This is a genomic window from Streptomyces sp. NPDC001219 (assembly GCF_053597915.1).
This window is the reverse complement of record NZ_JBSFJF010000052.1, coordinates 1-25,273: the sequence shown is the minus strand read 5'-3', so window position 1 is coordinate 25,273 and position 25,273 is coordinate 1. Positions and strand designations below refer to the sequence as shown.

18 protein-coding genes are annotated in these 25,273 nt (G+C 72.6%); 6 read left to right on the top strand and 12 right to left on the bottom strand.

Annotated elements, in window-relative coordinates; all coding sequences use genetic code 11:
* Positions 1 to 15 precede the first annotated feature (15 nt).
* Both ACWC9R_RS27435 and ACWC9R_RS27430 read right to left on the bottom strand, forming a co-directional pair.
* Positions 16 to 339 (bottom strand): WXG100 family type VII secretion target, encoded by a 324-nt coding sequence (locus ACWC9R_RS27435; RefSeq protein ID WP_085927375.1) that lies wholly within the window; start codon positions 337 to 339, stop codon positions 16 to 18.
* A 365-nt stretch (positions 340 to 704) separates the two neighbouring features.
* Positions 705 to 2,309, bottom strand: coding sequence for a type VII secretion protein EccB (locus ACWC9R_RS27430; protein ID WP_450735436.1), 1,605 nt, complete (start codon positions 2,307 to 2,309; stop codon positions 705 to 707).
* Positions 2,310 to 2,696: 387 nt separating this feature from the next.
* Between ACWC9R_RS27430 and eccE the strand changes: the two genes are divergently transcribed.
* The 3 genes from eccE to ACWC9R_RS27415 all read left to right on the top strand — a co-directional run bounded on the left by eccE (position 2,697) and on the right by ACWC9R_RS27415 (position 7,904).
* Positions 2,697 to 3,881, top strand: coding sequence for a type VII secretion protein EccE (gene eccE, locus ACWC9R_RS27425; protein ID WP_450735434.1), 1,185 nt, complete (start codon positions 2,697 to 2,699; stop codon positions 3,879 to 3,881).
* Positions 3,881 to 4,723 (top strand): hypothetical protein, encoded by an 843-nt coding sequence (locus tag ACWC9R_RS27420; RefSeq protein WP_450735432.1) that lies wholly within the window; start codon positions 3,881 to 3,883, stop codon positions 4,721 to 4,723. Before eccE ends, ACWC9R_RS27420 begins: the two co-directional genes overlap by 1 nt.
* A gap of 319 nt (positions 4,724 to 5,042) precedes the next feature.
* Complete coding sequence (locus tag ACWC9R_RS27415) at positions 5,043 to 7,904, top strand: SCO5717 family growth-regulating ATPase (RefSeq protein WP_450735430.1); 2,862 nt, start codon at positions 5,043 to 5,045, stop codon at positions 7,902 to 7,904.
* A 280-nt stretch (positions 7,905 to 8,184) separates the two neighbouring features.
* Here ACWC9R_RS27415 and ACWC9R_RS27410 read toward each other — a convergent pair whose 3' ends face one another.
* The 9 genes from ACWC9R_RS27410 to rimP all read right to left on the bottom strand — a co-directional run bounded on the left by ACWC9R_RS27410 (position 8,185) and on the right by rimP (position 20,958).
* Entirely contained in the window at positions 8,185 to 9,132 is a 948-nt protein-coding gene (locus ACWC9R_RS27410; protein WP_450735428.1) for a bifunctional riboflavin kinase/FAD synthetase, read from the bottom strand.
* Positions 9,133 to 9,381: 249 nt separating this feature from the next.
* On the bottom strand, positions 9,382 to 13,485 hold the full coding sequence (locus tag ACWC9R_RS27405; protein ID WP_450735427.1) for a hypothetical protein: 4,104 nt from the start codon (positions 13,483 to 13,485) through the stop codon (positions 9,382 to 9,384).
* Positions 13,486 to 13,798: 313 nt separating this feature from the next.
* The gene (truB, locus tag ACWC9R_RS27400) at positions 13,799 to 14,728 is read right to left on the bottom strand and encodes a tRNA pseudouridine(55) synthase TruB (RefSeq protein WP_450735426.1); all 930 of its coding nucleotides are present in this window, start codon (positions 14,726 to 14,728) and stop codon (positions 13,799 to 13,801) included.
* On the bottom strand, positions 14,725 to 15,180 hold the full coding sequence (gene rbfA, locus ACWC9R_RS27395; protein ID WP_362614542.1) for a 30S ribosome-binding factor RbfA: 456 nt from the start codon (positions 15,178 to 15,180) through the stop codon (positions 14,725 to 14,727). Before rbfA ends, truB begins: the two co-directional genes overlap by 4 nt.
* A gap of 65 nt (positions 15,181 to 15,245) precedes the next feature.
* Complete coding sequence (locus ACWC9R_RS27390) at positions 15,246 to 15,539, bottom strand: DUF503 domain-containing protein (protein WP_033269483.1); 294 nt, start codon at positions 15,537 to 15,539, stop codon at positions 15,246 to 15,248.
* A 175-nt stretch (positions 15,540 to 15,714) separates the two neighbouring features.
* A complete protein-coding gene (gene infB, locus ACWC9R_RS27385; RefSeq protein ID WP_450735424.1) occupies positions 15,715 to 18,831 on the bottom strand; it encodes a translation initiation factor IF-2 in 3,117 nt (1,038 codons plus the stop codon).
* A gap of 161 nt (positions 18,832 to 18,992) precedes the next feature.
* Entirely contained in the window at positions 18,993 to 19,280 is a 288-nt protein-coding gene (locus ACWC9R_RS27380; protein WP_362614545.1) for a YlxR family protein, read from the bottom strand.
* A 134-nt stretch (positions 19,281 to 19,414) separates the two neighbouring features.
* Positions 19,415 to 20,413, bottom strand: a complete 999-nt coding sequence (gene nusA / locus ACWC9R_RS27375; protein WP_450735422.1) for a transcription termination factor NusA — start codon at positions 20,411 to 20,413, stop codon at positions 19,415 to 19,417.
* Positions 20,414 to 20,415: 2 nt separating this feature from the next.
* A complete protein-coding gene (gene rimP, locus ACWC9R_RS27370; protein WP_450735420.1) occupies positions 20,416 to 20,958 on the bottom strand; it encodes a ribosome maturation factor RimP in 543 nt (180 codons plus the stop codon).
* Positions 20,959 to 21,118: 160 nt separating this feature from the next.
* Here rimP and ACWC9R_RS27365 point away from each other — a divergent pair, with 160 nt between their 5' ends.
* Genes ACWC9R_RS27365 through ACWC9R_RS27355 form a run of 3 tightly spaced genes read left to right on the top strand, consistent with a single transcriptional unit; the run spans position 21,119 to position 23,188 of the window.
* Entirely contained in the window at positions 21,119 to 21,664 is a 546-nt protein-coding gene (locus ACWC9R_RS27365) for a hypothetical protein (RefSeq protein WP_450735474.1), read from the top strand.
* A gap of 46 nt (positions 21,665 to 21,710) precedes the next feature.
* The gene (locus tag ACWC9R_RS27360; RefSeq protein WP_450735418.1) at positions 21,711 to 22,226 is read left to right on the top strand and encodes a ferritin-like domain-containing protein; all 516 of its coding nucleotides are present in this window, start codon (positions 21,711 to 21,713) and stop codon (positions 22,224 to 22,226) included.
* A gap of 50 nt (positions 22,227 to 22,276) precedes the next feature.
* A complete protein-coding gene (locus ACWC9R_RS27355) occupies positions 22,277 to 23,188 on the top strand; it encodes an aminoglycoside phosphotransferase family protein (RefSeq protein WP_450735416.1) in 912 nt (303 codons plus the stop codon).
* A gap of 61 nt (positions 23,189 to 23,249) precedes the next feature.
* Here the strand turns inward: ACWC9R_RS27355 and ACWC9R_RS27350 are convergent, their stop codons facing one another.
* Positions 23,250 to 24,959, bottom strand: a complete 1,710-nt coding sequence (locus ACWC9R_RS27350) for a proline--tRNA ligase (protein WP_450735415.1) — start codon at positions 24,957 to 24,959, stop codon at positions 23,250 to 23,252.
* Positions 24,960 to 25,273 lie beyond the last annotated feature (314 nt).

The window sequence follows — 25,273 nt, the reverse complement described above, 5'->3', positions numbered from 1 at the left end:
AGCGACGCGGCCCCATCATCCGAACGGGGAAGCCGAGGCGGAGATGTGCGAGATCGACTGCGCCTGCTCCTCTTCGGAGGCGGAGTAGTTCTTGGTGGTCTCGTCGATCGCTTCCTTGATCTCACCCAGCAGCTGGTTGAGACGGTTGGCGTCCTCGTTCACCTTTGACTGGAGCTGGTTGTACGAGGAGGCCGCAGCACCCTTCCAACCAGACGTGATGGTGTCGACGACCGTGTTCAGGCGCGAGATCTCGCCCTGGATCGACTGGTTGACCGAGGAGATCTTGCCGCTGAACGCGACCATCTCCTCCTCGGTGGTTGTGTACTGCTGACCAGCCATAGTCAACGTCCCCCATGAGACTCGTACGTCGTACCGCACCGGGCAGCCACAGGCGCTCGCGCGGCAGGCATCTCCTGCTGACGCCTTTGGCTACTTTAACCACTCGATATGCCTGTTCCCAACAGGGGGCGGGCTGTTGTGACGCGATCACAACAATGTCAACTGCCCGTTGGTGAAACGTCGTTCACAAGAAACGGACAGATGTACCGCTATCGGTCATTCACCAACGGGGGTCGACCAGTGAAGATCGCGCCGAGAAGAACGCCGCGCGCCCCGGAGGAAAACCGGGGCGGCGGAATCCGGGTACGGCGAAGGCCGCGCCGAATGCCCCGTTTTCCGGTGCGCGGCGCGGCCTTCCGCTCATATCAGGACGACTGCGGCTTCCTGGCGCTATCAATCTCCAGCGACGGGCCGGTGGAGAGGAGATCGGACCAGGCCTTCAGGATCAGCGGGGGATGCGCGGCCTCGTAGCCGAGGTGGATCTTGGCCTTGTCCTGTTCGTCGTCGGCCTTCCCGGACTTGTCGCTGCTGTCATTGTTCCGCGGCAGCGGATAGCGCAGTCCGGTGTCGGTGACCAGGAACTGGGTGCCGGTCTTCTCCTGGGCAGTGCGCACCTGCGTGTAGAGCAGACCGCTGCCCGGCGTGACATACGAGTTGGCCCCGGTGGCGATTTTGACCGGGTAGTCCGTGCCGACCCAAGCCTGCATTTCGGGCACGCCGTTCGGGTACCCGAGATCCTTCTCGGCGCCGCCCGGGAGTTTGATGTTCTTGCCGTTGTAGACGCTGCACGACACACCGTTGGCTGTGGGACGGGTCAGTCCGCCGGTCATGGAGCCATTCTCGAAGTTGTTGGCCACCGAGAGACTTTCCTTCGGCCACGGGGAGGGGAGGCCATCCAACTCGCCGTAGAAGTCCGTCGGTTCCCCCGAGGCGTCCTTCTTCGGGACGATGGCGGCGACCGGTACAGGCTTGATCGGCGTGTTGTCGCCGTTCACCTTGTCCGCGTTCGCGCCCTGCTCCAGGAGGGTGGCGACGAAGTCCGACACCTGCTCGACGCCGTCCCGCTGCACCACGTACTTCTGGCCGTTGCTGTCCTCGAGGATCGAGCCGATCTTCTTGGCCCGCGCCGGGACCCTCGGGTCGGTGGTCTCGCCGCTGCCGGCCCCGTCAACGACGGGCATGCTGATCCCGAAACGACGCGGAACGCGAAGCAGGGTGTCCATGAACTGCTGCGACACCTGCTGCGGCTTGGCAGGGCCGAAGAGGATCTGGCGCAGCCTTTCGTTGACCGGTTCGCTGCCGCTGAACTCGAAGGCCTTGCCCTCACTGTCGACGAGCCACCGCTTCTCGTCCGGGCCCTGGACGTACAGCGCCTGACGGGGGTCCAGCTTGCCCTTGTCCTCGACGGCCTTCTTGTCCTTGCCACCCAGGACGAACACGGACTGCTGAGGCTTGCTGTGCAAACCGCTGCCGGGGCGCGAACACACCGCCCAGGTCTTCGGCTTGTCGACGTCCTCCTTGCCGGGCAGCCGGTCGGGGGCGTAGGGAATGCCGATGGCCGGGCCGTGCGGAATCTTTCCGTCCAGCTCGGCTTCCTTGACCTTGACGACCTTGAAATTCGGGTCGATAAGCAGTCGGGCGGAGGCGAGGTTGAGGATCGGGTGCAGCAGCTTCTGGCCGCCCTTACCATCCTTGCCATTGTTCAGGACGATATAGCGCGTGGTGGACTGGTCCCCGACGATGACATTCTTGCCGACCTCGTCCCAGCCTTGCGGGGCAACGGGCTTGAGAATGCCGCAGGCACCGAATCCCACCAGGACGACGACGCCCATCACGATGCTGGGCACGACCGCCTTGAGGGGGCGGGGGGCGCTCTCGATCGAACCGTTCGGCAGCGGCTTCAGAAATGCCGCATTCGTGCGCTTTCGAGCGAACGAATACGCATTCAGCTCGTCCCGACGTGATGCCATTGTTGCTTTCTCTCCCCGCCTGTCGGATCTACATCGACCGCCCCCGGCACTCACGCCGTAGCGCCCTCTACTATGCCGTGTGTCGATCGACCCGTACGGTACGGGTGCCACCTTCCAACGCACCAGTCTCAGTGGCGACCGATACACCCAGAAGCCCACACCACCAGTAGAGGAGCAGGCCGGGGGATGTCCAGCGCCACCAGGGCTCGACGCCGCAACGGGCGGCAACAGCAACAACAGCCTTCCGCTGCACCGCAATACGCGGGAAATGGCGGCCAAAACGGTACAGCTCCGGGCAACAGAGAAAATGGCGGCCGGCGTTCCGCGGCCCGCCCGGCAGGCCCGGTGGCACCGCGGCTGCGCCAACAGGCCGGAACCATCGGCGGGGTGCGCGTTCAGCAGCTGGCCATCATCGAACTCGCCGCGGCCCTGGTGCTGGTGGGCTGGTCGATCCATCCGGCCGCACTGACCGTGGCCATTGCGCTCGCGGCGGTTCTGGTCATTTTCGCGCTCGGCCGGCGCCGGCGGATTCCGCTGCCGGAATGGATCACCACCGTGCGCGCCATGAAGCGCCGCGGCAAGGAGAGCGCCGCCGCCCTCGCGGCCACGCAGGGCGTCGACCCGGCGATCGCCCCGGTGGTGGAGTGCGAACCGGCGCTGCGGACCTATGAGTTCACGACCGAGGCGGACCAGCGTGCCATCGGGTTCGTCGGTGACGGCACGTTCCTGACCGCCCTCGTCCAGGTGGACGCCCGTGACGAGCCGCTGCGGCCGCAGCGCGGCAGCCACATGCTGCCGCTCGAGGTGCTGCACACCGCGCTCGACATCGAGGACATCCACCTGGAGTCGGTGCAGTTCGTCCAGTACACCCAGCCCGCACCCGCCCCGCACCTGCCCGAACAGGCCGTCGCGGCCCGCTCGTACGCGCCGCTGCAGGCCCAGTCGCAGACGCCCGGCCTGCAGCTGACGTGGATCGCGCTCAAGCTCGACCCCGAGCTGTGCGCGGAGGCGATCGAGGCCCGCGGCGGCGGGATGGAGGGGGCCAAGCGCTCCCTGCTGCGCGCCGCCGACCAGCTCGTCAGCCGGCTGACGGCGCACGGTGTGCGCGCCAAGGTGCTCGCCGAGCGCGAGGTCGTGGCCGCCATCGGTACCGCGGTGTGCGTCAGCCCGCGGGCCGCCAGCGGCGCGATGGGGCGGGACGGCCGCGCGGCCCGTCGCACCCAGGAGACGACCCGGGCGGTGCGCTGTGACGACCGCTGGCACTCCACGTACTGGATCGGCCGGTGGCCCCAACTGGGCCAGGGCGGTGCGCCGTTGGCGGCCGTCACCCAGCTGCTGACCAGCACCAGGGCGATGGCCAGCACCTTCGCGCTGACCGCCACGCACGGCGGCGGTCGCGCCCCGGCCATCTCGGGCTACATCCGTCTTTCCACCCGCAGCGAGAACGAACTCTCCGCCGCCCAGAGCGAGTTGGAGCGTCGTTCCAGTTCCGTCAAGGTCGGCCTCGTACGGCTCGACCGGGAACAGCTGCCCGGCCTGCTGGCCACGCTTCCCCTCGGAGGTACCCGCTGATGGCCTCTCCCACCTATCAGCCCCGCGTCAACACCAGCGGCAACGGCTGGCGCAACCCCCCGCTCAGCAGCGGTGACGGCGGCAGCCGGCTCTCGCACCAGCCGCGCCCGGACGAGGAGCAGTCGGGGCCGACCGGCCCGAAGCTGCGGCCCGGTTACGGTCTGCGCGGTCCGCGGCGCAGCCCGCACGTGCTGACCGCCGAGTCGCTCGCCTCCCTGACCCTGCCGGTCGGCGACGACGGCGTGATCATCGGCATCGACCCGCAGAACGAGCCCGCCGTGGTGAGCCTGCTGCGGCCGGCACCGATGGAGATCGCGCTGGTCGGCAGCATGTGGATGGCGCAGGTGCTGGCGCTGCGCACGGTCGCCGTCGGCGCCCGGGTCGCGGTCGAGACGGCACGTCCGCAGGCCTGGGGCCAGATGGCACAGGCAGCGGGCGGCGGACAGCAGTGTGTGTCGGTCCACGAGGTACGGCAGATCGCACCACAGGGGCCGTCGGTCTCCAGCCCGGTGCTGGTGGTCCGGGACATGGGTGCGCGGCCGCCGCGCAATCAGCTGGCCCCGAGCCCCTGGCAGTCGGTACTGACCGTCCTGCCGTTCCTCGGGCCGCGGTCGCCGCAGATGCTCAGCCGGGCCGACCTGGTCGGTCTGCAGCGGCTTTCGCCGGAGGAGGCGGAGGTTGTGACGCGAATCATGCGGCTGCCGGAGCAGATCGGCGCGGTGCTGCCGACGCTCAGCGACAACGCGATGCTGTGGTGCTCGCGCGACGGCCACCAGTTCGTCATGACGCAGCCCACCGAGGCGGAGACCAATCTGCTCGGCGGGCCGCGCCGGATGGACTGACGCACGACGGGCCGGGCGTCCGCGCAGCGCGTACGCCACCGGCCACGAGGCACGACTCACGGGCGCATCCACGGGTGCGCCCGTCAGCGTGCCGAAAGGGATGAAGACGACATGACACCGACTGCCGTTATGGGCCGACTCTTGATTAGGCTGTATGGGAGAGCCGCAGGAGCACAGCACGACGGCAGTCGAGACGGGGATGGAGACAGCTAGTGTTGGCGCAACCCCGGGTGGCGTGTTCCGACTTCCGCTCCATCCGATCGATCCGCCTGTATCCGGTCTTGCCGTTCAGGTGCGTTGCAGTACACCAGGAGGCACAGTGAACGAGCAGGAGGCTTTCCGTCCGGACGGAAACGATCCTGACGACGACCAGTCCGAGTTCGACCTGACCGGTGAGTTCAAGATCGATTTCACCGCACCGGCCTGGTACGCGAATAACGACACCAGTGGTGGCGGCGCGAGTGCCACCGGCTCGTCCGCGGCTCCTCCTGCGTCTTCGCCCACCACTCCGCCCGCCGGGGCCCAGCCCCCCGTCGGGCCGCCCGTGGGCCAGCCGCTCCCCGGCCCCGCGGAGGCCGCGCCGCCGGGATTCCCGACGCTGCGCCCGCAGGAAACGGGCGAGGACGCCCCGGCCGCCACCACTCCCCCGGCCGCCCCGGAGCCTTCCCCCGAGACCGCGCCGGCGTCGAACGAGGAGTCCGGCGGCGGCAATCGGCGTTCGGGCACGGGCGTCGACCCCTCGGCCTCCCTCTGGGACGACGACGAGGACACGGAGACGGACACGGAGGCGGAGAGCGCGAGCGCTTCCGAGCCCGAGGCCGCGTCCACCGACGTGACATCGAAGCCGGAGGCCTCGGCCGCGACCGCCCCGGTCGAGGGCGGAACACCGGCCCCTGACGCCGCGGTTCCCGCACAGCCGGGCCCCGAGGCCGTCGCGCAGGGCGCACAGCCCGCACCGGCCCAGCAGCCGCCGCACCAGGGCGTGCCCCAGCAGGGCGGGCCCGCACAGGGGGTTCCGCAGCAGGGGGTTCCGCAGCAGCAGACGGCGCCTCAGCAGGGTGTGCCGCAGCAGGGCGTGCCCCAGCAGGCGACGCCGCAGCAGGCGGCTCCCCAGCAGGGGGTTCCGCAGCAGGGCGCTCCTTGGGGTGCCGCGGCGGACGGTCAGCAGCAGGGTGCGCCCGGACAGGGCGCGGTGCCGCCGCTGCCGCTGCCGCTGCCGCCGGAGTACCAGCCCGCGGACCCGCGGATGGCGCAGGCGCAAGGCCAGGCGGCCGCGCAGCAGCCGCAGCAAGCCCAGCAGGCACCGGCCCAGCAGCAGCAACCGCAGGCGCAGCAGGCCCAGTCCGGGTACGCCCAGCAGCAGGCGGCGCAGCAGGCCGGCTACCCGCCCCAGCAGGGCGCGCCCGCGCAGCAGCCCGCGTACGGCTATCCGCAGCCCGCGTACGGATACCCCCAGCAGGCCCAGCCGCAGCCGCACGCGGAGCAGGCGCAGCAGCAGCCGCACGCGGCCGGGCCGCAGTCGGCTTACGGCTATCCGCAGACCGGCTCCCAGGGCTACCCGCAGCAGGGCCAGGCCCAGTCCGGCTACCACCAGCAGCAGGCCGCCCAGCAGGCGGCGCAGGCGCAGGCCCAGCACGCACAGCAGGCCCAGGCTCAGGCTCAGGCCCAGGCGGCGCAGGCACAGCAGGCGCAGCAGCACGCCCAAGCGCAGCAGCAGCACGCGCAGGCACAGGCGCAGCAGGCTCAGGCCCAACAGCAGGCGCAGCAAGCCCAACAGGCGCAGCAGCACGCCCAGGCCCAGCAGGCTCATGCCCAGCAGCAGGCTCAGCAGGCCCAGGCCCAGCAGCAGGCGCAGTACCAGCAGCTGCCCGGTCAGCAGGCCGGCGACCCGAACGCCGCCGCCAACTACGCGTCGTACTCGCCGCCGGGTCAGCAGCAGCCGCAGCAGCGGGCCGCTCCCGGCGCGCCGCTCGGCTACAGCGCCGCCGTCGAGCTGACCTCCGACCGGCTGCTGCGCAACCAGCCCAAGAAGCGCAAGCCGGGCGCCAACGCGCAGCCGTCGAAGTTCAAGCTGGGCGCCAAGAAGGAGCAGGAGGAGCGGCAGCGCAAGCTGGAGCTGATCCGTACTCCGGTGATGTCCTGCTACCGGATCGCGGTGATCAGCCTCAAGGGCGGTGTCGGCAAGACCACCACGACCACCGCGCTGGGTGCCACCCTCGCCTCCGAGCGGCAGGACAAGATCCTCGCGATCGACGCCAACCCGGACGCCGGCACGCTCGGCCGACGGGTGCGCCGTGAGACCGGTGCGACCATCCGTGACCTGGTGCAGGCCATCCCGCACCTGCACAGCTACATGGACATCCGCCGGTTCACCTCGCAGGCCCCTTCGGGTCTGGAGATCCTCGCCAACGACGTCGACCCGGCCGTCTCGACGACCTTCAACGACGACGACTACCGGCGGGCGATCGACATCCTCGGCAGGCAGTACCCGATCATCCTCACCGACTCGGGTACGGGGCTGCTCTACAGCGCGATGCGGGGAGTCCTCGATCTCGCCGACCAGTTGATCATCATCTCCACCCCGTCCGTGGACGGTGCGAGCAGCGCGAGCACCACCCTGGACTGGCTCTCCGCGCACGGCTACGCCGACTTGGTGCAGCGCGGCATCACGGTCATCTCGGGTGTCCGTGAGACCGGCAAGATGATCAAGATCGATGACATCGTGTCGCACTTCGAGACCCGTTGCCGCGGTGTCGTGGTCGTCCCCTTCGACGAGCATCTGGCCGCCGGTGCCGAGGTCGACCTCGACATGATGCGGCCCAAGACCCGCGAGGCGTACTTCAACCTCTCGGCCCTGGTGGCCGAGGACTTCGCGCGGGCCCAGCAGGCGCAGGGCATGTACCCCCAGCAGCAGATGGGCCAGGACCCGTACGCCCAGCAGCAGATGGGCGGCGACGCGTACGCGCAGCAGCAATACGCCCAGCAGGGCCAGCAGCAGCCGCAGCAGGGGCAGCCGCCGGCCGGCTACCCGCCGCAGCAGGGCGGCTGGACCCAGCAGCCGCAGCAGGGCCAGCAGCAGGCGCAGTGGCAGCAGCAACAGCCCGCTCCGGACGCACCGCAGCCCGAGCAGCAGGGCCACGGCCTGGGGCCGGGGTGGCAGCAGCAGCCGCCTCCGCAGTGAGGCGGACGTAGGGCAACACGGGGCGGGGCCCGGCACCACTGAGGTGCCGGGCCCCGCCCCGTATCACGTCATCCCCCGGACGAGCGAAGCAATTCACGCCGAACTCCGCGTGGAACCAGCCGAGTTGAGCCAGCTGTGGCCTGACTCATCCGCACTGCCGCGCGTCCGCACCTCCGCACGTCTACACCCGCCCACCCCCCGAAGGGGGGTGGGCGGCGGGGAAAAAACGGAAGCGGCGGAAAACGGAGGCGAGAACCGCTCAACGGCCCCCGCCGACCCCTCACTCGGCCGCCGCGATCAGCCCCCGGGCCAGCTTCACGTCGACCGCCATCCGCTCCAGCAGGGCGTCGAGCGTGTCGAACTTCTCCTGGCCGCGGATGTAGGCGAGGAAGTCCACCCCGACGTGCAGGCCGTACAGGTCCAGGCCGACGCGGTCGATGGCGTACGCCTCGACGGTGCGCACCTTGCCGTCGAACTGCGGGTTGGTGCCGACCGAGATGGCCGCCGGCATCGCCTCGCCCTCCACCTGCAGCAGGCCGGCGTAGACGCCGTCGGCCGGGATGGCGGTGTGCGGGACGGTCTCCACGTTGGCCGTGGGAAAGCCCAGTTCGCGGCCGCGCTGGGCACCGCGTACGACGACGCCCTCGACGCGGTGCGGTCGTCCGAGGACCTCCATCGCACCCGCCACATCGCCCTCGGCCACCAGCCGGCGGGTGAGCGTGGAGGAGAACGGCTCGCCGCCGCCCGCCGCACCGCGCTCGAAGAGGTCGATGACCTCCACGGTGTAGTCGTAGGTGGTCCCGAGCTCGGCGAGGGTCTCGACGTTGCCGGTCGCCTTGTGCCCGAAGCGGAAGTTGGGGCCCTCGACGACGACCTGCGCGTGCAGCTTGTCGACCAGCACCTTGACCACGAACTCGGCCGGGGACAGCTTCGAGAACTCCTTGGTGAACGGCAGGATCAGCACCGCGTCCACCCCCAGCCCGGCCATCAGCTCCGCGCGCCGGTGGTGCGGCGCCAGCAGCGGCGGGTGGGTGCCCGGCCGGACGACCTCGCTCGGGTGCGGGTCGAAGGTGACGACCACGGCCGGAACCCCCAGCTCACGGGCGCGCGCCACGGCCTTGCCGATGATCAATTGGTGGCCGCGGTGCACTCCGTCGTACGAGCCGATGGTGACGACGCTGCGTCCCCAGCCCTCGGGGATGTCCTCCAAGCCACGCCAGCGCTGCACTGTGCCCGCTCCTCGCCCGAACCCTTGTCCGTCCATTGCGCCACGTCGGCATGGCGCAGGTCTAAGACTGCCATGCCGCGGGTGGTGCTCCGCGCGAAGGGTGGCCCAGGCGACCGCCCGCCGCCGGTCCACGGGACGGCCCGCGGCGGCGAACCGTCCGTCCACAGGGGACGAGCCGCGGGCGCGGACCGGTACGGGGACGCGCGCCGGACCGGAACGGCGGCCCCGCTCGTCCCCTGGTCCGGCCGGTCAGCTGGGGCTTCCGGCGAGCGTGGCGCGGGCGCCGGGGCCCACCACCGCCGCCCACTCCCCCGGCTCGTCCGCCACCCAGTCCTGCACCCGCCGCGCGAACCCGGGCACCCGCCGCCCCAGCTCCACCAGCCGCCGGTCGAAGCGGGCCGCGCCCTCGGGCGTCCGGGCCAGCAGCATCCCGGTGCGGTGCACCAGCTCCCGGGTACGCCCGGCCGGCCGCCGCTCCGCTCCCTCGGCGGCCGCCTCCAGCAGCGCCTCCAGCACCCGGGTGTCCGGGCCGGCCTCCCCGTATCCGCCGTGCGGTGCCGCGTACGACGCCTCCTGCGCCAGCAGCACCTCGAGCAGCTCACGGCGCAGCGGCGCCGAGTCGCCGGAGCCGGCCTCGGCCACCACCGTCGCGAGCGCGCACCGGACCGGGACGGGGTATCCGGTCAGCAGCTCGGCGGCGAGCGGGCGGAGCGCCGCGCGGGCGGCCGGTCCGCGCTCCAGGCGGCGTTCGACGAACTCCGCGACCGGCCGCGCGGCGCGGTCCGGGCAGTGCCGGGCGCAGTCGCGGACGAGCCCGTCGATGCGGGCGGCGAGCACCGGCTCCTCGGTACGGGCGAGCATCCGCAGCAGCCCGGTGGCCACCGGCGGACCGGCACCGCCGACCAGCCGGGCCCGGAAGGCCTCCAGCACCGGCCCGGGGTGGTCGGTCAGCGCGGCCCGGAACGCCGTGGGCGGCAGCTGCGGGTCCCCCGCCACGAAGCGGGCCAGTGCCCGGTCCAGGAAGCGTTCCCGGGTCGCCGGGTCGCCGACGAGCAGGGCGAGCGCGGAGCCGTGGTGGGCGCTGTCGGCGGTCCGGGCGAGCAGGCAGAGGGCGGCGTAGCGCAGCAGGGCGCGGTCGGCCGCGGCGGTGACGTACGGAGCGGCCCGCAGGCCGTAGGACGCGGCGGCGGCACGGCGCTCGGGGCGGGCGTCGTGCGCCCAGCGGTCCACGGCACGGCACACCGCCGCCGGTTCGTCCTCTGCGAGCGCGTCCATCAGCTCGTCGCCCTTGGGGTGCGCGGCCACCACCAGCGCCTCCGTGAGCCCGTCGAGCGCCGGCCGCCGGTGGGTGTGCAGCAGGGCCTGTGCGGCGGCGGCCACGGTGATCTCACCCGGCAGCGCACCGGGCGCCGGGCCACGGCCGTTCGCGCCACCAGGACGCTGCAGCGGGCGGGTGTCGTCGAACCAGGCGCACAGCAGCGGCTGCATCCGCTCCGGGTCCGCGCAGAGCAGCTCGGCCGCGGCGTCGAGGAAACGCGCGGAGCGCGGTGCACCGGCCTCGTCCGCTCCGGCGATCGCCCGAGGCGCCCCGTCGCCGGCCCCCGCCCCGGAGACCGCGCGGGGAGCCCTGGCCGGGTGCGCCCCGCCCTTCGAGGTCCTACCGCCCGACCGCCCGGCGGACAGGTCATCGGTGGGGTGCACCCGTACACGCGGCGGGCGGGCGAAGGCACGACCGCCACACGACTCCTCGCCCGACGACACGAGTTCACTCGACGCACCGCCGGAGGACGATGCGGGGCCGGGCGATACGGGACCGGAAGACGCCGCGCCCGAAGACGCTTCGGGCGACGCCGAACCGGACGGCGCCCTGGACGCCAACACACCGGACGGAGCCACAGCAGCGGCCGACCCCCCGGAGCCACCCGAACCCAATGCCGCCGCCCCTGCCCCGGAACCCGCCGACGCCACCCCGGTACGCGGCGGAGGCGGCCCCGACGGCACACCCTCCACAGCACCCGCCCGACCCCCCGGCGCCACGCCTCCCCGCTCCGCATCATCCCGCTCCGCACCGCCCGCCCGCCCCGCGCCGGACGGCGGGCCGTCGGCCGGGAGCAGGCGGCGCAGCAGATCCATCCGGTCGCCGTCCGCGAGCGCCAGCCGCTCCCAGAACCACGGTCCGAAGACCTCCAGCCCGGTGTGCACGAATCCGCCCGCGCGCAGCGACCGTTCCGTGATCCGGTCGGCGAGCAGCCGCAGCACGCCCGTGTACGGCCCCGCGTCGGGGACCCGGAGCAGCACCCCGGAGAGCACACGGGCGGCCCACCAGCGGCCGTCCACGGCGTGCGGGGCCGGCGTCCCGGCGGCGGGGGCGGTCGCCATCGGCACCAACTCCGCCAGCCGGAAGGTGAGTTGCACCGAGCCCTCACGGCCGGCGAGCCGCAGCAGCGCCTGCACCACCGGCCCCACACGGTGCCCGGGGACCGGCAGCAGATCGAGGTCCACATGGGCGCCCTGCAGCCACTCGGCGAACTCCTCGTGCGCGAAGCGGTATCCGGTGCCGGCCGGGACCAGCAGCCCCTCGGTGACCACCGCGGAGGCCCAGCCGGCGGCCCGGGGGAAGACCTCCTCGAAGGACGTGCGGTCCAGCGCGCCCGGACCGCGGCCGAGACAGCGGCGAGCCGCCTCGTGCACCTGGCCGGCGACCTGGGCGGCCAGCCGGCGGACGGCGGTGCCGCGCAGTACGGGCCGGTGCGCGGCCGCGATCCGTACGGCGATGCGCAGGCACACCAGGTCCAGGTAGGCGTCGAAGATCTGGTGGCGGTCCGGTGTGCCGAGCCCGGCGTCCGGTGCGTCCGCGCCGCCCTTGGGGAGCGCGGCCCGGACCTCCGCGAGCAGCCGCAGGGCCAGCGGATGGCGGGCGTCGGGCCCGGCCGGCGCGCCGGGCGGCAGGCCGTAGTGGGCGCGGGCGCGCTCCGCCGCCTCCCGGGAAAGGTCATCGAGCTCCACACAGGCGGGCAGTGCGGGCACCGGGCGGTACGGGCGGTGCAGCAGGCCGGGCGGGAAGAGCGCACCGGCCCGCTCCCAGTACTCGGGGCGGCAGGCGAGCACCAGCCGCACCCCGGCCGTGCCCAGCCAGTCGGCCGTCGCCCCGGTCCAGTCGGCCAGCCGCCGCAGCAGGCCCGCCGGCATCTCCTCCGGTCCGTCGAGCAGGACGAGCAGCGGGCAGCCGGCCGCGGCCGCCGCGCGGGCCACGCCCTGGGCCGTGGTGTCCGCCGGGTCACCGGCCGCTCCGCCCGCGGCGGCGACGGTCCGGCCCGCGGAGCGCAGCGCGCGCTCGACCGCGCTGCGGACGCCGTCGTCGTCGGGCCACAGCTGCGCACCGCGCAGCCAGACGGTCGGCGCGAGGGCCGGTCCCCGCGCCCGGCGGGCGGCCAGCCCGGCCAGCTCGGTGCTCCGCCCCGTTCCCGGCTCCCCCACCAGTGCCAGCACCCGTGCGCCCGCCGCCCCGCCGTCCCCGAAGCGGGTGAACTCCGCGGTCACGTCCGGCCGTTCGACCGGCTCCCGCCATGGTCGCGGCCGGGTGGCGGAGCCCAGTGCCACGTCGGCGAGATGCCGCGCGCCGGCCGGATTCAGCTCGCTGCCGTATGCCGGGACGGTCACCGCGTTGCGTTCCAGGAGTGCGGCGAGCGGGCCCCATGGCGCGGCCTCGGCGACCGCGCGCAGCGGGACGGCGAAGCCGCCCGCCCGGCGCCCGGGGGTCTGCCCCGTCCGGACGGCGCCGGGGGCCTGGGGGTGCAGCGCGGTGCCGAGCACCCCGAGCACCACCCCCGTGCGGGCGTCCCGCACCGGCCCGCCGACCGCCGGACCTCCCAGCCGCAGCGCCTCCCGGCCGCCCGCGCAGAGGCCCAGTTCCAGCGTCTCGTCGAGCAGATGGACGCGGTCGGCGGCGGTGTACATCACCCCGGAGCCCGGCCCGGCGACCGTGCCGTCCAGCCAGCCGCCCGCCCAGAGCCGGACGCGGGTGTCCGGTGCCGGCCGGCCCGTGGCGATGGGCAGCGGGGCGAGCCGGTGCGGCCCGAACCCGTCGGTCCGTACGAGGGCGAGCCCGGCCTCCGGGAGGGGCGTGATCGCGTCGGCGGCCACCAGGCAGGTCCAGCCGCCGCCCCCGGCCGCGCCGCCGCCCGCGCCGTCCGCCATGGGCTGGAGCACCAGTTGTGCCGCGCCGTCCACCGCTTCGTGGCTGGTGACCACGGTGCCGTCGTGGTCCGCGAGGAAGCCGGTACCCCGAGTCCGGCCTGCCAGATCGCGGATTCGCACCAGCGCCGCGTCCGCATCGGCGTCCAGCAGTGCCATCGTCGGTCCTCTCGCCCTGTCCAGTTCCCCGCACGGTAGGCAGGCGGTGATCGTCGCGGGAGGGAGGCCATCCAACGCGCCCCCGTCCACACCTCGGTTCACTCCGAGCGCCTCACCGAATGAGTGAATGGCCGAAACCTGTCGGAGCGGAGGGCGGGGAGGGGGAGGGTGGCGCGCGGGGCGGCAGCGGGGCGGTCCGGTCCGGCGGTCGCCGCGGGGGCGCCTCGGCCCCCGTATACGGCCATGTGAAAGGCCGGGCCCGGAAGCGTGTCTCCACGCCCGGACCCGGCCCCTGTATCAGGCCACGCGGCCGCTAGACCGCGAACACCGCCAGGCTCTTGGCCTTCCCGCCCTGGTTCTCCACCAGCGCCAGGAACCGGCCGTCCGGCCCGAAGGCCGCGATCGGGCCGGGACCCTCGAAGCGCGGCATCGGAATCCGCGCCCCGTTGAGCAGCAGCCGCGCCTGCGGCTCGGCGACGTCCCAGCGGGTGAACGCCGCGGCGGCCGCGTCACCGAGCGGCATGACCGGCAGGCCCGCGCCCTCGGTGTCGTCCACCGCGGCCTGGAGCTGTTCGAGGGTGCGCGCCCGGTCCAGCTTGTACGGGCCGACGCGGGTACGGCGCAGCGCGGTCAGATGGCCGCCGACCCCGAGTCCGGCTCCCAGGTCGCGGGCCAGCGCGCGGATATAGGTACCCGACGAGCACTCGACGGAGACCAGCAGATCGGTCACCGGGGTGCCGTCCTCGGCCTCGGCCTCGTGCGCGGAGTGCACCAGGAACGAGGAGACGGTCACCGGACGGGCCGGGATCTCCACGTCCTCGCCCTCCCGGACCCGCGAGTACGAGCGCTTGCCGTTGATCTTGATGGCGCTGACCTTCGACGGGACCTGCATGATCGCGCCGGACAGCTCGGCGACACCCGCGTCGATGTCGTCACGGACCAGGCCGTGCGCCGCCTTCGACGCGGTGATCTCGCCCTCGGCGTCATCCGTGACGGTCGTCTGGCCGAGCCGGATCGTGCCGACGTACTCCTTCTCCGTCAGCGCGAGATGGCCCAGCAGCTTGGTGGCCCGCTCGATGCCCAGGACGAGGACGCCGGTGGCCATCGGGTCGAGTGTGCCGGCGTGCCCGACCCGGCGGGTACGCGCCATCCCGCGCATCTTCGCCACCACGTCGTGCGAAGTGAAGCCGGACGGCTTGTCGACGATGACCAGACCGCCCGGCTTGTTGCTCTCACGCTTCATTCTGCTGCGGTGCCCTCGTCGTCCTCGTCCTCGCCCGGCTTGCGGTACGGGTCGGCCTCACCGGCGTACTGCGCGCCCGAGGAGACCTCGCGCACCGCGGCGTCCGAGGCCCGTGCCTTGTCGAGCAGGTCCTCGATGGTCTTGGCGTTCTCCGGCAGGGCGTCCGCCACGAACGCCAGGGTCGGCGTGAACTTCGTACCGGCCGCCGCACCGACCGCGGAGCGCAGGATGCCCTTGGCGCTCTCCAGTCCGGCGGCGGCGCTGGCGCGGTCCTCGTCGTCCCCGTAGACCGTGTAGAAGACCGTAGCCTCCCGCAGGTCGCCGGTGACCCGGGTGTCCGTGATGGTCACGTGCGAACCGAGCCGCGGGTCCTTGATACCGCGCTGCAGCTTCTGGGCGACCACCTCCCGGATGAGGTCCGCCAGCTTCTTCGCCCGCGCATTGTCGGCCACTGGTCCGTCTCCTTCTTTCTTCCACAATTGTGCTTCCGCCGGCGGCGGGATGCCTGGTCGTCAGGTCAGTCGTCGTCGCCGTGCAGCCGCCGGCGTACCGACAGCAGCTCCACTTCGGGCCGTGCGGCGACCAGGCGCTCGCAGCGGTCCATGACATCGGTGAGATGCCCCGTGTCCCCGGAGACCACCGCCAGGCCGATGGTGGCCCTGCGGTGCAGATCCTGGTCCCCGACCTCCGCGACGCTCACCGCGAACTTGCGGTGCAGCTCGGCGACGATCGGGCGGACGACGGAGCGCTTCTCCTTCAGCGACCGTACGTCGCCGAGAAGCAGGTCGAAGGACAGCGTCCCTACGTACATGCAAGACGGGTCAAGCCACCCGTGGGGCCTTAGGTGTCCGTGTCATTTCGAACCGTACACGGAACGGCCGGGGCCGATCGACGGAAATTCTTCCGCCGACCGGCCCCGGCCGGCCACCCGTACGTCGCGCGGCCACCACCGGGGTGGACCGCGCCACGCACGGGCCGCTGCACGATCAGCCGCGCGGCTTCTCGCGCATCTCGTACGTCGCGATGACGTCGTCGATCTTGATGTCGTTGAAGTTTCCGAGGTTGATACCGCCCTCGAAGCCTTCGCGGATCTCGGTGACGTCGTCCTTGAACCGGCGCAGACCCTGGATGTTGAGGTCCTCCGCGACCACCTTGCCGTCGCGGATGAGGCGCGCCTTGGTGTTGCGCTTGACCTCGCCGGAGCGGATGAGGACACCCGCGATGTTGCCGAGCTTGGACGAGCGGAAGATCTCGCGGATCTCCGCGGTACCGAGCTCGACCTCCTCGTACTCCGGCTTGAGCATGCCCTTGAGGGCCGCCTCGATCTCCTCGATCGCCTGGTAGATGACCGAGTAGTACCGGACGTCGACGCCCTCGCGCTCGGCCATCTGCGTCGCGCGGCCTTCGGCGCGCACGTTGAAGCCGATGACGATCGCGTCGGAGCCGGACGCCAGGTTGATGTCGGTCTCCGTGACCGCACCGACGCCGCGGTGCAGCACCCGGATGTCGACCTCTTCGCCGACGTCGAGCTGGAGCAGCGAGGACTCCAGGGCCTCGACGGAACCAGAAGCGTCACCCTTGATGATGAGGTTGAGCTGCTGGACCTCGCCGGCCTTGAGCACCTTGTCCAGGTCCTCGAGGGACACCCGGCGGGTGCGCTTGGCGAAGGCGGCGTTGCGCTCGCGCGCCGCGCGCTTCTCGGCGATCTGACGGGCCGTACGGTCCTCGTCGACGACCAGGAAGTTGTCGCCGGCACCGGGGACGTTGGTGAGACCCAGGACCAGGACGGGGGTCGACGGACCCGCTTCCTCGACGTTGTTGCCACGGTCGTCGAACATCGCACGGACCCGGCCGTACGCGTCGCCGGCCACCATCGTGTCACCGACGCGGAGGGTACCGCGCTGGACCAGGACGGTCGCCACGGCGCCGCGGCCGCGGTCGAGGTGGGCCTCGATCGCGAGACCCTGCGCGTCCTGCTCGGCGTTGGCCCGCAGGTCCAGCGCCGCGTCCGCGGTGAGGACCACGGCCTCCAGCAGGGACTCGATGTTCTCGCCCTGCTTGGCGGAGATGTCGACGAACATGGTGTCGCCGCCGTACTCCTCGGCCACCAGGCCGTACTCGGTCAGCTGACCGCGCACCTTGGTCGGGTCGGCACCCTCGACGTCGATCTTGTTGACCGCGACCACGATCGGCACCTCGGCCGCCTTGGCGTGGTTCAGCGCCTCGATCGTCTGCGGCATGACACCGTCGTTGGCCGCCACCACGAGGATCGCGATGTCGGTCGACTTGGCACCACGGGCACGCATGGCGGTGAACGCCTCGTGACCGGGGGTGTCGATGAAGGTGATGCGCCGCTCTTCTTCGTTGACCTCGGTCGCGACCTGGTAGGCACCGATGTGCTGGGTGATGCCGCCGGCCTCGCCCGCGATGACGTTCGTCTTGCGGATCGCGTCGAGCAGTCGGGTCTTACCGTGGTCGACGTGACCCATGACGGTCACCACCGGCGGACGCGCGACGAGCATGTCCTCGCCGCCCTCGTTCTCACCGAAGTCGATGTCGAAGGACTCGAGAAGCTCGCGGTCCTCCTCCTCCGGGCTGACGATCTCGACGACGTAGTTCATCTCGTCGGCGAGCAGCTGCAGCGTCTCGTCGGAGACCGACTGGGTCGCGGTGACCATCTCGCCCAGGTTCAGCATGACCTGGACCAGCGACGCCGGGTTGGCGTTGATCTTCTCGGCGAAGTCCGTCAGCGAGGCACCACGCGACAGGCGAACCGTCGCGCCGTTGCCGCGCGGCAGCATGATGCCGCCGACCGACGGGGCCTGCATGGCCTCGTACTCCTGACGCCTCTGCCGCTTCGACTTGCGGCCACGACGCGCCGGACCGCCGGGACGGCCGAACGCACCCTGCGTGCCACCACGGCCACCGGGACCGCCGGGACGGCCACCGAAGCCGGGACGACCGCCGAAGCCGCCGCCACCACCGGGACCGCCGGGACGACCGGCGAAACCGCCGCCGCCACCCGGACGACCGCCGCCGCCACCGCCACCGGGACGACCGGCGAAGCCGCCGCCACCGGGACGACCGCCGCCGCCGGGACGACCGGCACCGCCGGGACCGCGACCGCCGCCACCGCCGGGGCCCGGACGCGGGCCGGCAGCGGGACGCTGCGGCATCATGCCCGGGTTCGGACGGTTACCGCCGCCGCCACCGGGACGGGGGCCGCCGGCACCGGCGCCGGGAGCGGCACCCTGCGGACGGGGCATGCCGCCCGGAGTCGGACGCGCGCCACCCTGACCCTGGGGACGGGGGCCGCCCTGGCCGCCGCCCTGCGGACGCGGACCACCGGGACCACCCTGGCCGCCGGGGCGCGGCGCGCCACCGGGACGGGGGGCCTGCGGACGGGCCATGCCCGTGGAGCCACCGGACGTGAAGGGGTTGTTGCCCGGACGGGGGCCGGACGGACGGGCGCCGGGACGCGGCCCGGGACGCTCGCCACCGGGACGCGGAGCGTTACCGCGGCCCTGACCGCCCTGACCGCCCTGGCCACCCTGACCGGACGCCGGACGGGCCGGACGCGGGCCCGGGGTGGCACCCGGACGGGGAGCCGACTGGCCGGCGGCCGGAGCGGCCGGCGCGGACGGCGGAGCCTGGAACTCGGGCTGCGCGGGGGCGGCCGGAGCGGGCTTGGGCGCCGGAGCCTTCGGCGCCGGCGTGGGCCGCGGACCCGGGGTGGGGCCGGCGGCGGGAGTGCTCTTGGGAGCCACCGGGGCCTCGGGGGCCTTCGGTGCCTCGGGGGCTGCCGGAGCCGCGGGGCCCGGCTTGGGGGCGCCCGGCTTCGGGGCAGCAGGACGTGCCGCCTGCGCCGGGGACGGCGCGGACGGCTTCGCGGGGGCCGACTTGCGCGGCGCCGCGGGCTTACCGGCGGCGCGGCCGTTGCCACTGCCTGCCTGGAAAGCGTCGGTCAACTTGCGAACAACCGGCGCCTCGATCGTCGAGGACGCCGAACGGACGAATTCACCAAGTTCTTGGAGCTTGGCCATGACGACCTTGCTCTCAACGCCGAACTCCTTGGCGAGTTCGTATACCCGGACCTTAGCCACTTCGCTCCTTCTAGGTCCGGGTTTGTCCACCGGACCGTCGCTACTTCATGGGCGTACTCATCGCGTACTCATCGAGTGCTCATCGCAATCTCGACCTACTTCCGACTCGCGAGGTACCTGACCGCACGGTTTTCCGTGCGCTGTGCATGTGGTGCTGTGCGTTATTGCAGGGGCTGCTCGGTGCGTTCGACGTACTGGCGCAAGGCCGTCGCGTCGAACGGTCCCCGGGCCCGGTAGGCCCGGTTGAACGCCCGGCGGCGAACCGCCAGGTCGAGACAGACCATTGTGGGGTGCACGTAAGCACCCCGGCCGGGCAGCGTACCGCGAGGATCGGGGACACACTCACCCTCGATCTCCACGATGCGCAGCAAATCGCCCTTGGCCGCTCGCTCCCGGCATCCCAGACAGGTGCGCTCAGGGCATGCGCGGGCATGCGTCCGGCCAGACACTGCTTAAGTCTACCTCCCCGCAGCGGTCCGCCCCCGATGGGGTGAGGGCGGGACAGCTGCCCAGAATTCCCGGCCGGGCGCCGCGGCACCACCGAATTTTCGGAGGCCGCGGCGCCCGGCCGCCTCGGACGCTCTCAGTCCTGCGGCGCGTGCTCGGTGTCCGGACGGATGTCGATCCGCCAGCCCGTGAGACGGGCGGCGAGCCGGGCGTTCTGCCCTTCCTTGCCGATGGCCAGTGACAGCTGGTAATCGGGCACGGTGACCCGGGCGGAGCGCGCCGCCAGGTCCACGACCTCGACCTTGCTGACCCGTGCCGGTGACAGCGCGTTCGCCACCAGCTCCGCCGGGTCGTCCGACCAGTCCACGATGTCGATCTTCTCACCGTGCAGCTCGGCCATCACGGCGCGCACCCGGCCGCCCATCGGGCCGATGCAGGCACCCTTGGCGTTCAGGCCCGAGCGCGTCGACCGTACGGCGATCTTGGTGCGGTGGCCGGCCTCGCGGGCGATGGCGGAGATCTCCACCGAACCGTCCGCGATCTCCGGGACCTCCATGGCGAAGAGCTTCTTCACCAGATTGGGGTGGGTGCGCGAGAGCGTCACGGACGGGCCGCGGACACCCTTGGCCACCCGTACGACGTACGAGCGCAGCCGGGTGCCGTGCGCGTAGTCCTCACCGGGGACCTGCTCCTGCACCGGCAGCATGGCCTCCATCGGGCCGATGTCCACCAGCACGTTCTTGGGGTCCTTGCCCTGCTGGACGACGCCGGTGATGACATCGCCCTCACGCCCGGCGAACTCGCCGAAGGTGATCTCCTCCTCGGCGTCCCGCAGCCGCTGCAGGATGACCTGCTTGGCCGTGGTCGCCGCGATCCGCCCGAAGCCGGAGGGGGTGTCGTCGAACTCGCGGGGCTCGGCGCCCTCCGGGAGGTCCGTGAGGTCCTCGGCGTTCTCCTTGGCCCACACCGTCACATGCCCGGTCTTGCGGTCCAGCTCCACCCGTGCCCGACGGCGGCTGCCGTCGGTGCGGTGGTAGGCGATGAGGAGGGCCGACTCGATCGCCTCGACCAGCAGGTCGAACGAGATCTCCTTCTCCCGCACCAGACCCCGCAGGGCACTCATGTCGATATCCACGGCTACGCCTCCTCCTTGTTCTCGTCGATCTTCTCGTCGTGCTGCGCGTCGCGCTTGTCCGACTTGTCAGGCTTACGGTTGAACTCCAGCTCGACGCGCGCCTTGGCGATCTCGTCGAAGGAGACCCGGCGGGCGGTCGGCTTGCGGCCCTTGACGCCCGGCACCTCGAGGTCCAGGCCGGAGTCGTCGACGGCGGTGATCCGCGCCACCAGCTCGCCGCCCTCGTGGAGTTGGGCCTTGATGAGGCGGCCGACGGCGCGGCGGTAGTGCCGCAGCTCGGTCAGCGGGCGGTCGGCGCCCGGTGAGGTCACCTCAAGGGTGTACGGGGCGCCGCCCATCACGTCGGAGTCGTCCAGGGCCTCGGAGGCCTCGCGGCTCAGCGCGGCGCACTCGTCCAGCTGGACGCCCTCGTCGGAATCGACCACGATCCTCAGCACCCGCCGCTTGCCTGCCGGTGTCACCTCGATCTCTTCCAGATCCAGGTCGCGCGCGGCAATGAGCGGTTCAAGCAGTCCGCGCAGCCTCTCGCTCTGGGTGGTGCTCATCCGGGTGACTCCTCGGCCGCGTGTGCTGTTGTGGGTAGGTCGCGTGTCGGGTCAAAGCCTATCGGTTCCGGCGGGGTACTGACGATTCGGTGGGTGGTCACGGATACTCTCGCCTGCGGTGATCACAACGGAAGACCCCGGGAAGTGCAACGTGCCGAATGTGGCGTACGCGCGTAGAAGGACCCTGCTGGCCGGCGCCGCCCTCGGGGGCATGGCGCTGCTCACGGGCTGCTCCGAGGACTCCGGCCCCGAGCAGGCCGAACACTCCTCCGCCGCCGAACGGCTGCGCAAACGCTCGGCCCGCGACAGCACGGCCCTGCTGGCGCGCTACGACGCGACGCTGGCCGCGCACCCGGCGCTGGAGTCGCGGCTGCGCCCACTGCGCTCCGAAGTCGCCCGGCACGCCGAGGCGTTCGGCGACGACCGCGCCACCGCCTCCCCCGGCGGCGAGGCCTCCGACGGCCCGGCGCGGGAGGCCGGAGCGCCCTCGGACGGCCCCTCGCCGCGCGGTGACCGGCCGTCCGGTCCGGCGGTCCCCCGGGACGAGGGCGCCGCCCGCTCGGCGCTCGCCGACGCGGAACGCCGGCTCGCCGACACCCGTACCAAGGCGCTGCTCGCCGCGCCCCCGGAACTGGCCCGGCTGCTGGCCTCGGTCGCCGCGGCCGGTGCGGTGCACGCGTATCTGCTGGCGGAGAAGGCCGGATGACGGGCACGGCGGGGCACCGGACAAGGACCAGCGAAGGAGCGTGCGGATGACGGCCGGAACGGCTCGCGGCAGCAGACGCGACAACGACGACAGCGGCCACGAGGAGCTGACGGCGGTGCAGGCGGCGCTGGCCGCCGAGCACGCGGCGGTGTACGGCTACGGTGTGGTGGGCGGACGGATCGCCGGCGACCGGCGCACCGAGGCACAGGCGGCGTACGACGGACATCGCGCGCGCCGGGACGCACTGAGCCGTGTGGTGCGCGACCTGGGCGGTACCCCGCAGGCCGCGGCAGCCGCCTACGAACTGCCGTTCCCGGTGCCGGACGCGGCGGCCGCGGTCCGGCTGGCGGCGGAGCTGGAGGACCGGCTGGCCGCCGTGTACGCGGATCTCGTACGGGCCGGTGGCGCGGTGCGGCGCCGGGAGGCGGCGGCCGCGCTGCGCGAGGCCGCGGTGCGGTCGGTGCGCTGGCGCGGCGGCGGCGTAGCCTTCCCGGGGCTCGTCGAACGGGCCGCGGACGCCGCTCCGTCCGGCTCCGCGAGCCCCGCCGCGGGCGCGCTCTGAACGACCGGCCGCTCCGCGGCCTCCGCCTCCAGGAAAGGGACAGCTCACGCATGGCAACGGCCCCCATCGAACCGCCACAGCGGTTGGTGAGTTCGCTGAGCGGCGATCCGGAGAGCCCGGTGCGGCAGTGGCTCACGGCGCTGCCGACGCTGGTTCAGCAGCAGCTGGACGCCTGGGAGCTGACGCTGGAGCGGGTGTACGCGCCCGGTGGCCGCGGCAGTCTGCTGGCGCTCGTACGGCAGCGGGACGGGACGCCGGCGGCGCTGAAGTTCCCGGTGCCGGGGCGGGTGTCGGCGCACGAGGCGGCGGCGCTGGAGGTGTGGGACGGCTGGGGCGCGGTGCGGCTGCTGCGGTCCGACGACACGAGCGGTGCGCTGCTGCTGGAGCGGCTGCAGGGCGGGGTGTCGCTGCGGGCGCTGCCGGAGGCCAAGGCGCTGCTGGAGGCCGCCGGTACGGTGCGCCGGCTGTGGGTGCGGCCGGACCCCGGCCACCCGTTCGAGACGCTGGCCGGGCGGACCGAGGAGGCCGTGGCGGGGCTGCGCACGGCCGGCGGCCTGACCCGGACCGCCGAGCCGCTGGTGGAGCGGGCGACGGAACTGCGGCGCGCCCTGCCGGCCGGGTCCGACGAGGAGTTTCTGCTGCACGGCGCGTTCCGGCAGGGCAAGGTGCTGGCCGGCACGCGGACGCCGTGGCTGGCGGTCGGCCCGGCGCCGGTGGTCGGTGAGCGGGCGTACGACCTGGCGGCGCTGGTGCTGGACCGGTTCGAGGACCTGCTGGCCGGGTCCGGTGCGGCGGCCGCGGTCCGCCGCCGGGTGGCCAAGCTGGCCGACTCCCTGGACGTGGACCGGGACCGGCTGCGCGACTGGACGCTGTACCACGCCGTGGACAGCGGGGTGCGGGAGGCGGCCGTAGGTGACCGGCAGCGCGGGGAGCTGCTGCTGGAGTTCGCGGCCGGGCTGTAGCGGACACCGCGAACGGGCCGGCCGGGGCATCCCCCGGGCAGGCCCGTTCGCCGTGCGACGGTTAGGCGCTGAGGCGGGCGACGGCCTCCTCGACCGTCAGCTCCTCGCGCTCGCCGGTACGGCGGTCCTTGACCTCGACGACGCCCTCGGCGGCGCGGCGTCCGGCGACCACGATGGTCGGCACGCCCAGCAGCTCGGCGTCGGTGAACTTCACGCCCGGCGAGACACCGGCCCGGTCGTCGACGAGGACCCGCAGGCCCGCGGCGCCGAGCTGCTCGCCGACCTCCAGGGCCAGCTCGGTCTGCTTGGCCTTGCCCGCCGCGACCACGTGCACGTCGGCCGGGGCGATCTCGCGGGGCCAGCACAGGCCCTTCTCGTCGTGGGTCTGCTCGGCGAGGGCGGCCACCGCACGGGAGACGCCGATGCCGTAGGAGCCCATGGTGACCCGGGCGGGCTTGCCGTTCTGGCCGAGCACGTCGAGCTCGAAGGCGTCCGCGTACTTGCGGCCGAGCTGGAAGATGTGGCCGATCTCGATGGCGCGGTCGATGCGCAGGCCGGTGGCGCACTTGGGGCAGGGGTCGCCGGGCTCGACGACGACCACGTCGAGGTGGTCGTCGACCTCGAAGTCCCGGCCGGCGACGACGTTCCTGGCGTGCTTGCCGTCCTTGTTGGCGCCGGTGATCCAGGCGGTGCCGTTGGCGACGCGCGGGTCGGCGATGTAGCGGAACGCCTTGCCGGCCAGACCCTGCGGGCCGACGTAGCCGCGGACCAGGTCGGGGCGGTCGGTGAAGTCCTCGGCGGTGACCAGCTCGACGGTCGCGGGGGCCAGGTGCTCACCGAGCTTGCCGAGGTCGACCTCGCGGTCGCCCGGGACGCCGACCGCGACGATCTCGCCGTCGACCTTGACCAGGAGGTTCTTGAGGGTCGCGGAGGCCGGTACGCCCAGGTACTCGGCGAGCGACTCGATGGTCGGGGTGTCGGGGGTGTCCAGCTCCTCGACGGAGCCGTGCGCGGAGCCGTCGACCGGCTCGACGACGGCCGTGACCGCCTCGGTGTTGGCGGCGTAGTCGCAGGCCGGGCAGTAGACGAAGGTGTCCTCACCGGCCGCGGCGGGGGCCAGGAACTCCTCGGAGGCGGAGCCGCCCATCGCACCGGAGACGGCGGAGACGATGCGGTAGTCCAGGCCGAGCCGCTGGAAGATCTTCTGGTAGGCCTCGCGGTGCAGCGCGTAGGACTCCGCCAGACCCTCGTCGGTGGTGTCGAAGCTGTACGAGTCCTTCATCTGGAACTCGCGGCCGCGCAGCACGCCGGAGCGGGGGCGGGCCTCGTCGCGGTACTTGGTCTGGATCTGGTAGAGGATCACCGGCAGGTCCTTGTAGGACGTGCACTGGTCCTTGACCGTGAGGGTGAAGATCTCCTCGTGGGTGGGGCCGAGGAGGTAGTCGGCGCCCTTGCGGTCCTTGAGGCGGAAGAGCAGGTCGCCGTACTCCTCCCAGCGGTTGCTGGCCTCGTAGGGCTCCTTGGGGAGCAGGGCCGGCAGCAGGACCTCCTGGCCGCCGATCGCGTCCATCTCCTCGCGCACCACGCGGGAGACGTTCTCCAGGACCTTCTTGCCGAGCGGCAGCCACGTCCAGATGCCGGCGGAGGAGCGGCGGACGTACCCGGCGCGGACGAGCAGCTTGTGGCTGGCGGTCTCGGCGTCGGCCGGGTCGTCACGCAGTGTCTTGATCATCAAGCGGGACATGCGCTGGACCTGTGCGGCGTGGGCCATGGAGTTTCTCCTGCGTAAGAAAGGTGACTCCCTGGAGGTTAGCTGTAGGGGTGTGGCGCAAGGAAATGCGTATCCGCTGCGCTTTGCTTGTCTCCCACGTTTTCGGCTGGCCCGCCGTGGGGGCTTGTCCTCGTCACGGCTCCGCTGCGCGGGGCTTGGGTGCGGGTGATGCTTGTCAGTTCCCGCCGTTGCGCCTGCGGCGGGCGGGTCCGCTGCGCGGGGCTGTCGGGGTGCGGTGACGGACCTCCGGGGCCGGTGTGTGGGGCAGCGTAGCGTTTGGTCCCACACACCCCCCCCACCCGCCCGGCCCCGCC

What these genes read in the sequence shown, in the direction of transcription:
- ACWC9R_RS27405 (WP_450735427.1), bottom strand. Translation starts at nt 13,485, where the DNA reads ATGGCACTGCTGGACGCCGATGCGGACGCGGCGCTGGTGCGAATCCGC.
- ACWC9R_RS27390 (WP_033269483.1), bottom strand. Translation starts at nt 15,539, where the DNA reads ATGTACGTAGGGACGCTGTCCTTCGACCTGCTTCTCGGCGACGTACGG.
- ACWC9R_RS27355 (WP_450735416.1), top strand. Translation starts at nt 22,277, where the DNA reads ATGGCAACGGCCCCCATCGAACCGCCACAGCGGTTGGTGAGTTCGCTG.
- rimP (WP_450735420.1), bottom strand. Translation starts at nt 20,958, where the DNA reads ATGAGCACCACCCAGAGCGAGAGGCTGCGCGGACTGCTTGAACCGCTC.
- ACWC9R_RS27420 (WP_450735432.1), top strand. Translation starts at nt 3,881, where the DNA reads ATGGCCTCTCCCACCTATCAGCCCCGCGTCAACACCAGCGGCAACGGC.
- ACWC9R_RS27430 (WP_450735436.1), bottom strand. Translation starts at nt 2,309, where the DNA reads ATGGCATCACGTCGGGACGAGCTGAATGCGTATTCGTTCGCTCGAAAG.
- ACWC9R_RS27435 (WP_085927375.1), bottom strand. Translation starts at nt 339, where the DNA reads ATGGCTGGTCAGCAGTACACAACCACCGAGGAGGAGATGGTCGCGTTC.
- ACWC9R_RS27350 (WP_450735415.1), bottom strand. Translation starts at nt 24,959, where the DNA reads ATGGCCCACGCCGCACAGGTCCAGCGCATGTCCCGCTTGATGATCAAG.
- truB (WP_450735426.1), bottom strand. Translation starts at nt 14,728, where the DNA reads ATGAAGCGTGAGAGCAACAAGCCGGGCGGTCTGGTCATCGTCGACAAG.
- ACWC9R_RS27360 (WP_450735418.1), top strand. Translation starts at nt 21,711, where the DNA reads ATGACGGCCGGAACGGCTCGCGGCAGCAGACGCGACAACGACGACAGC.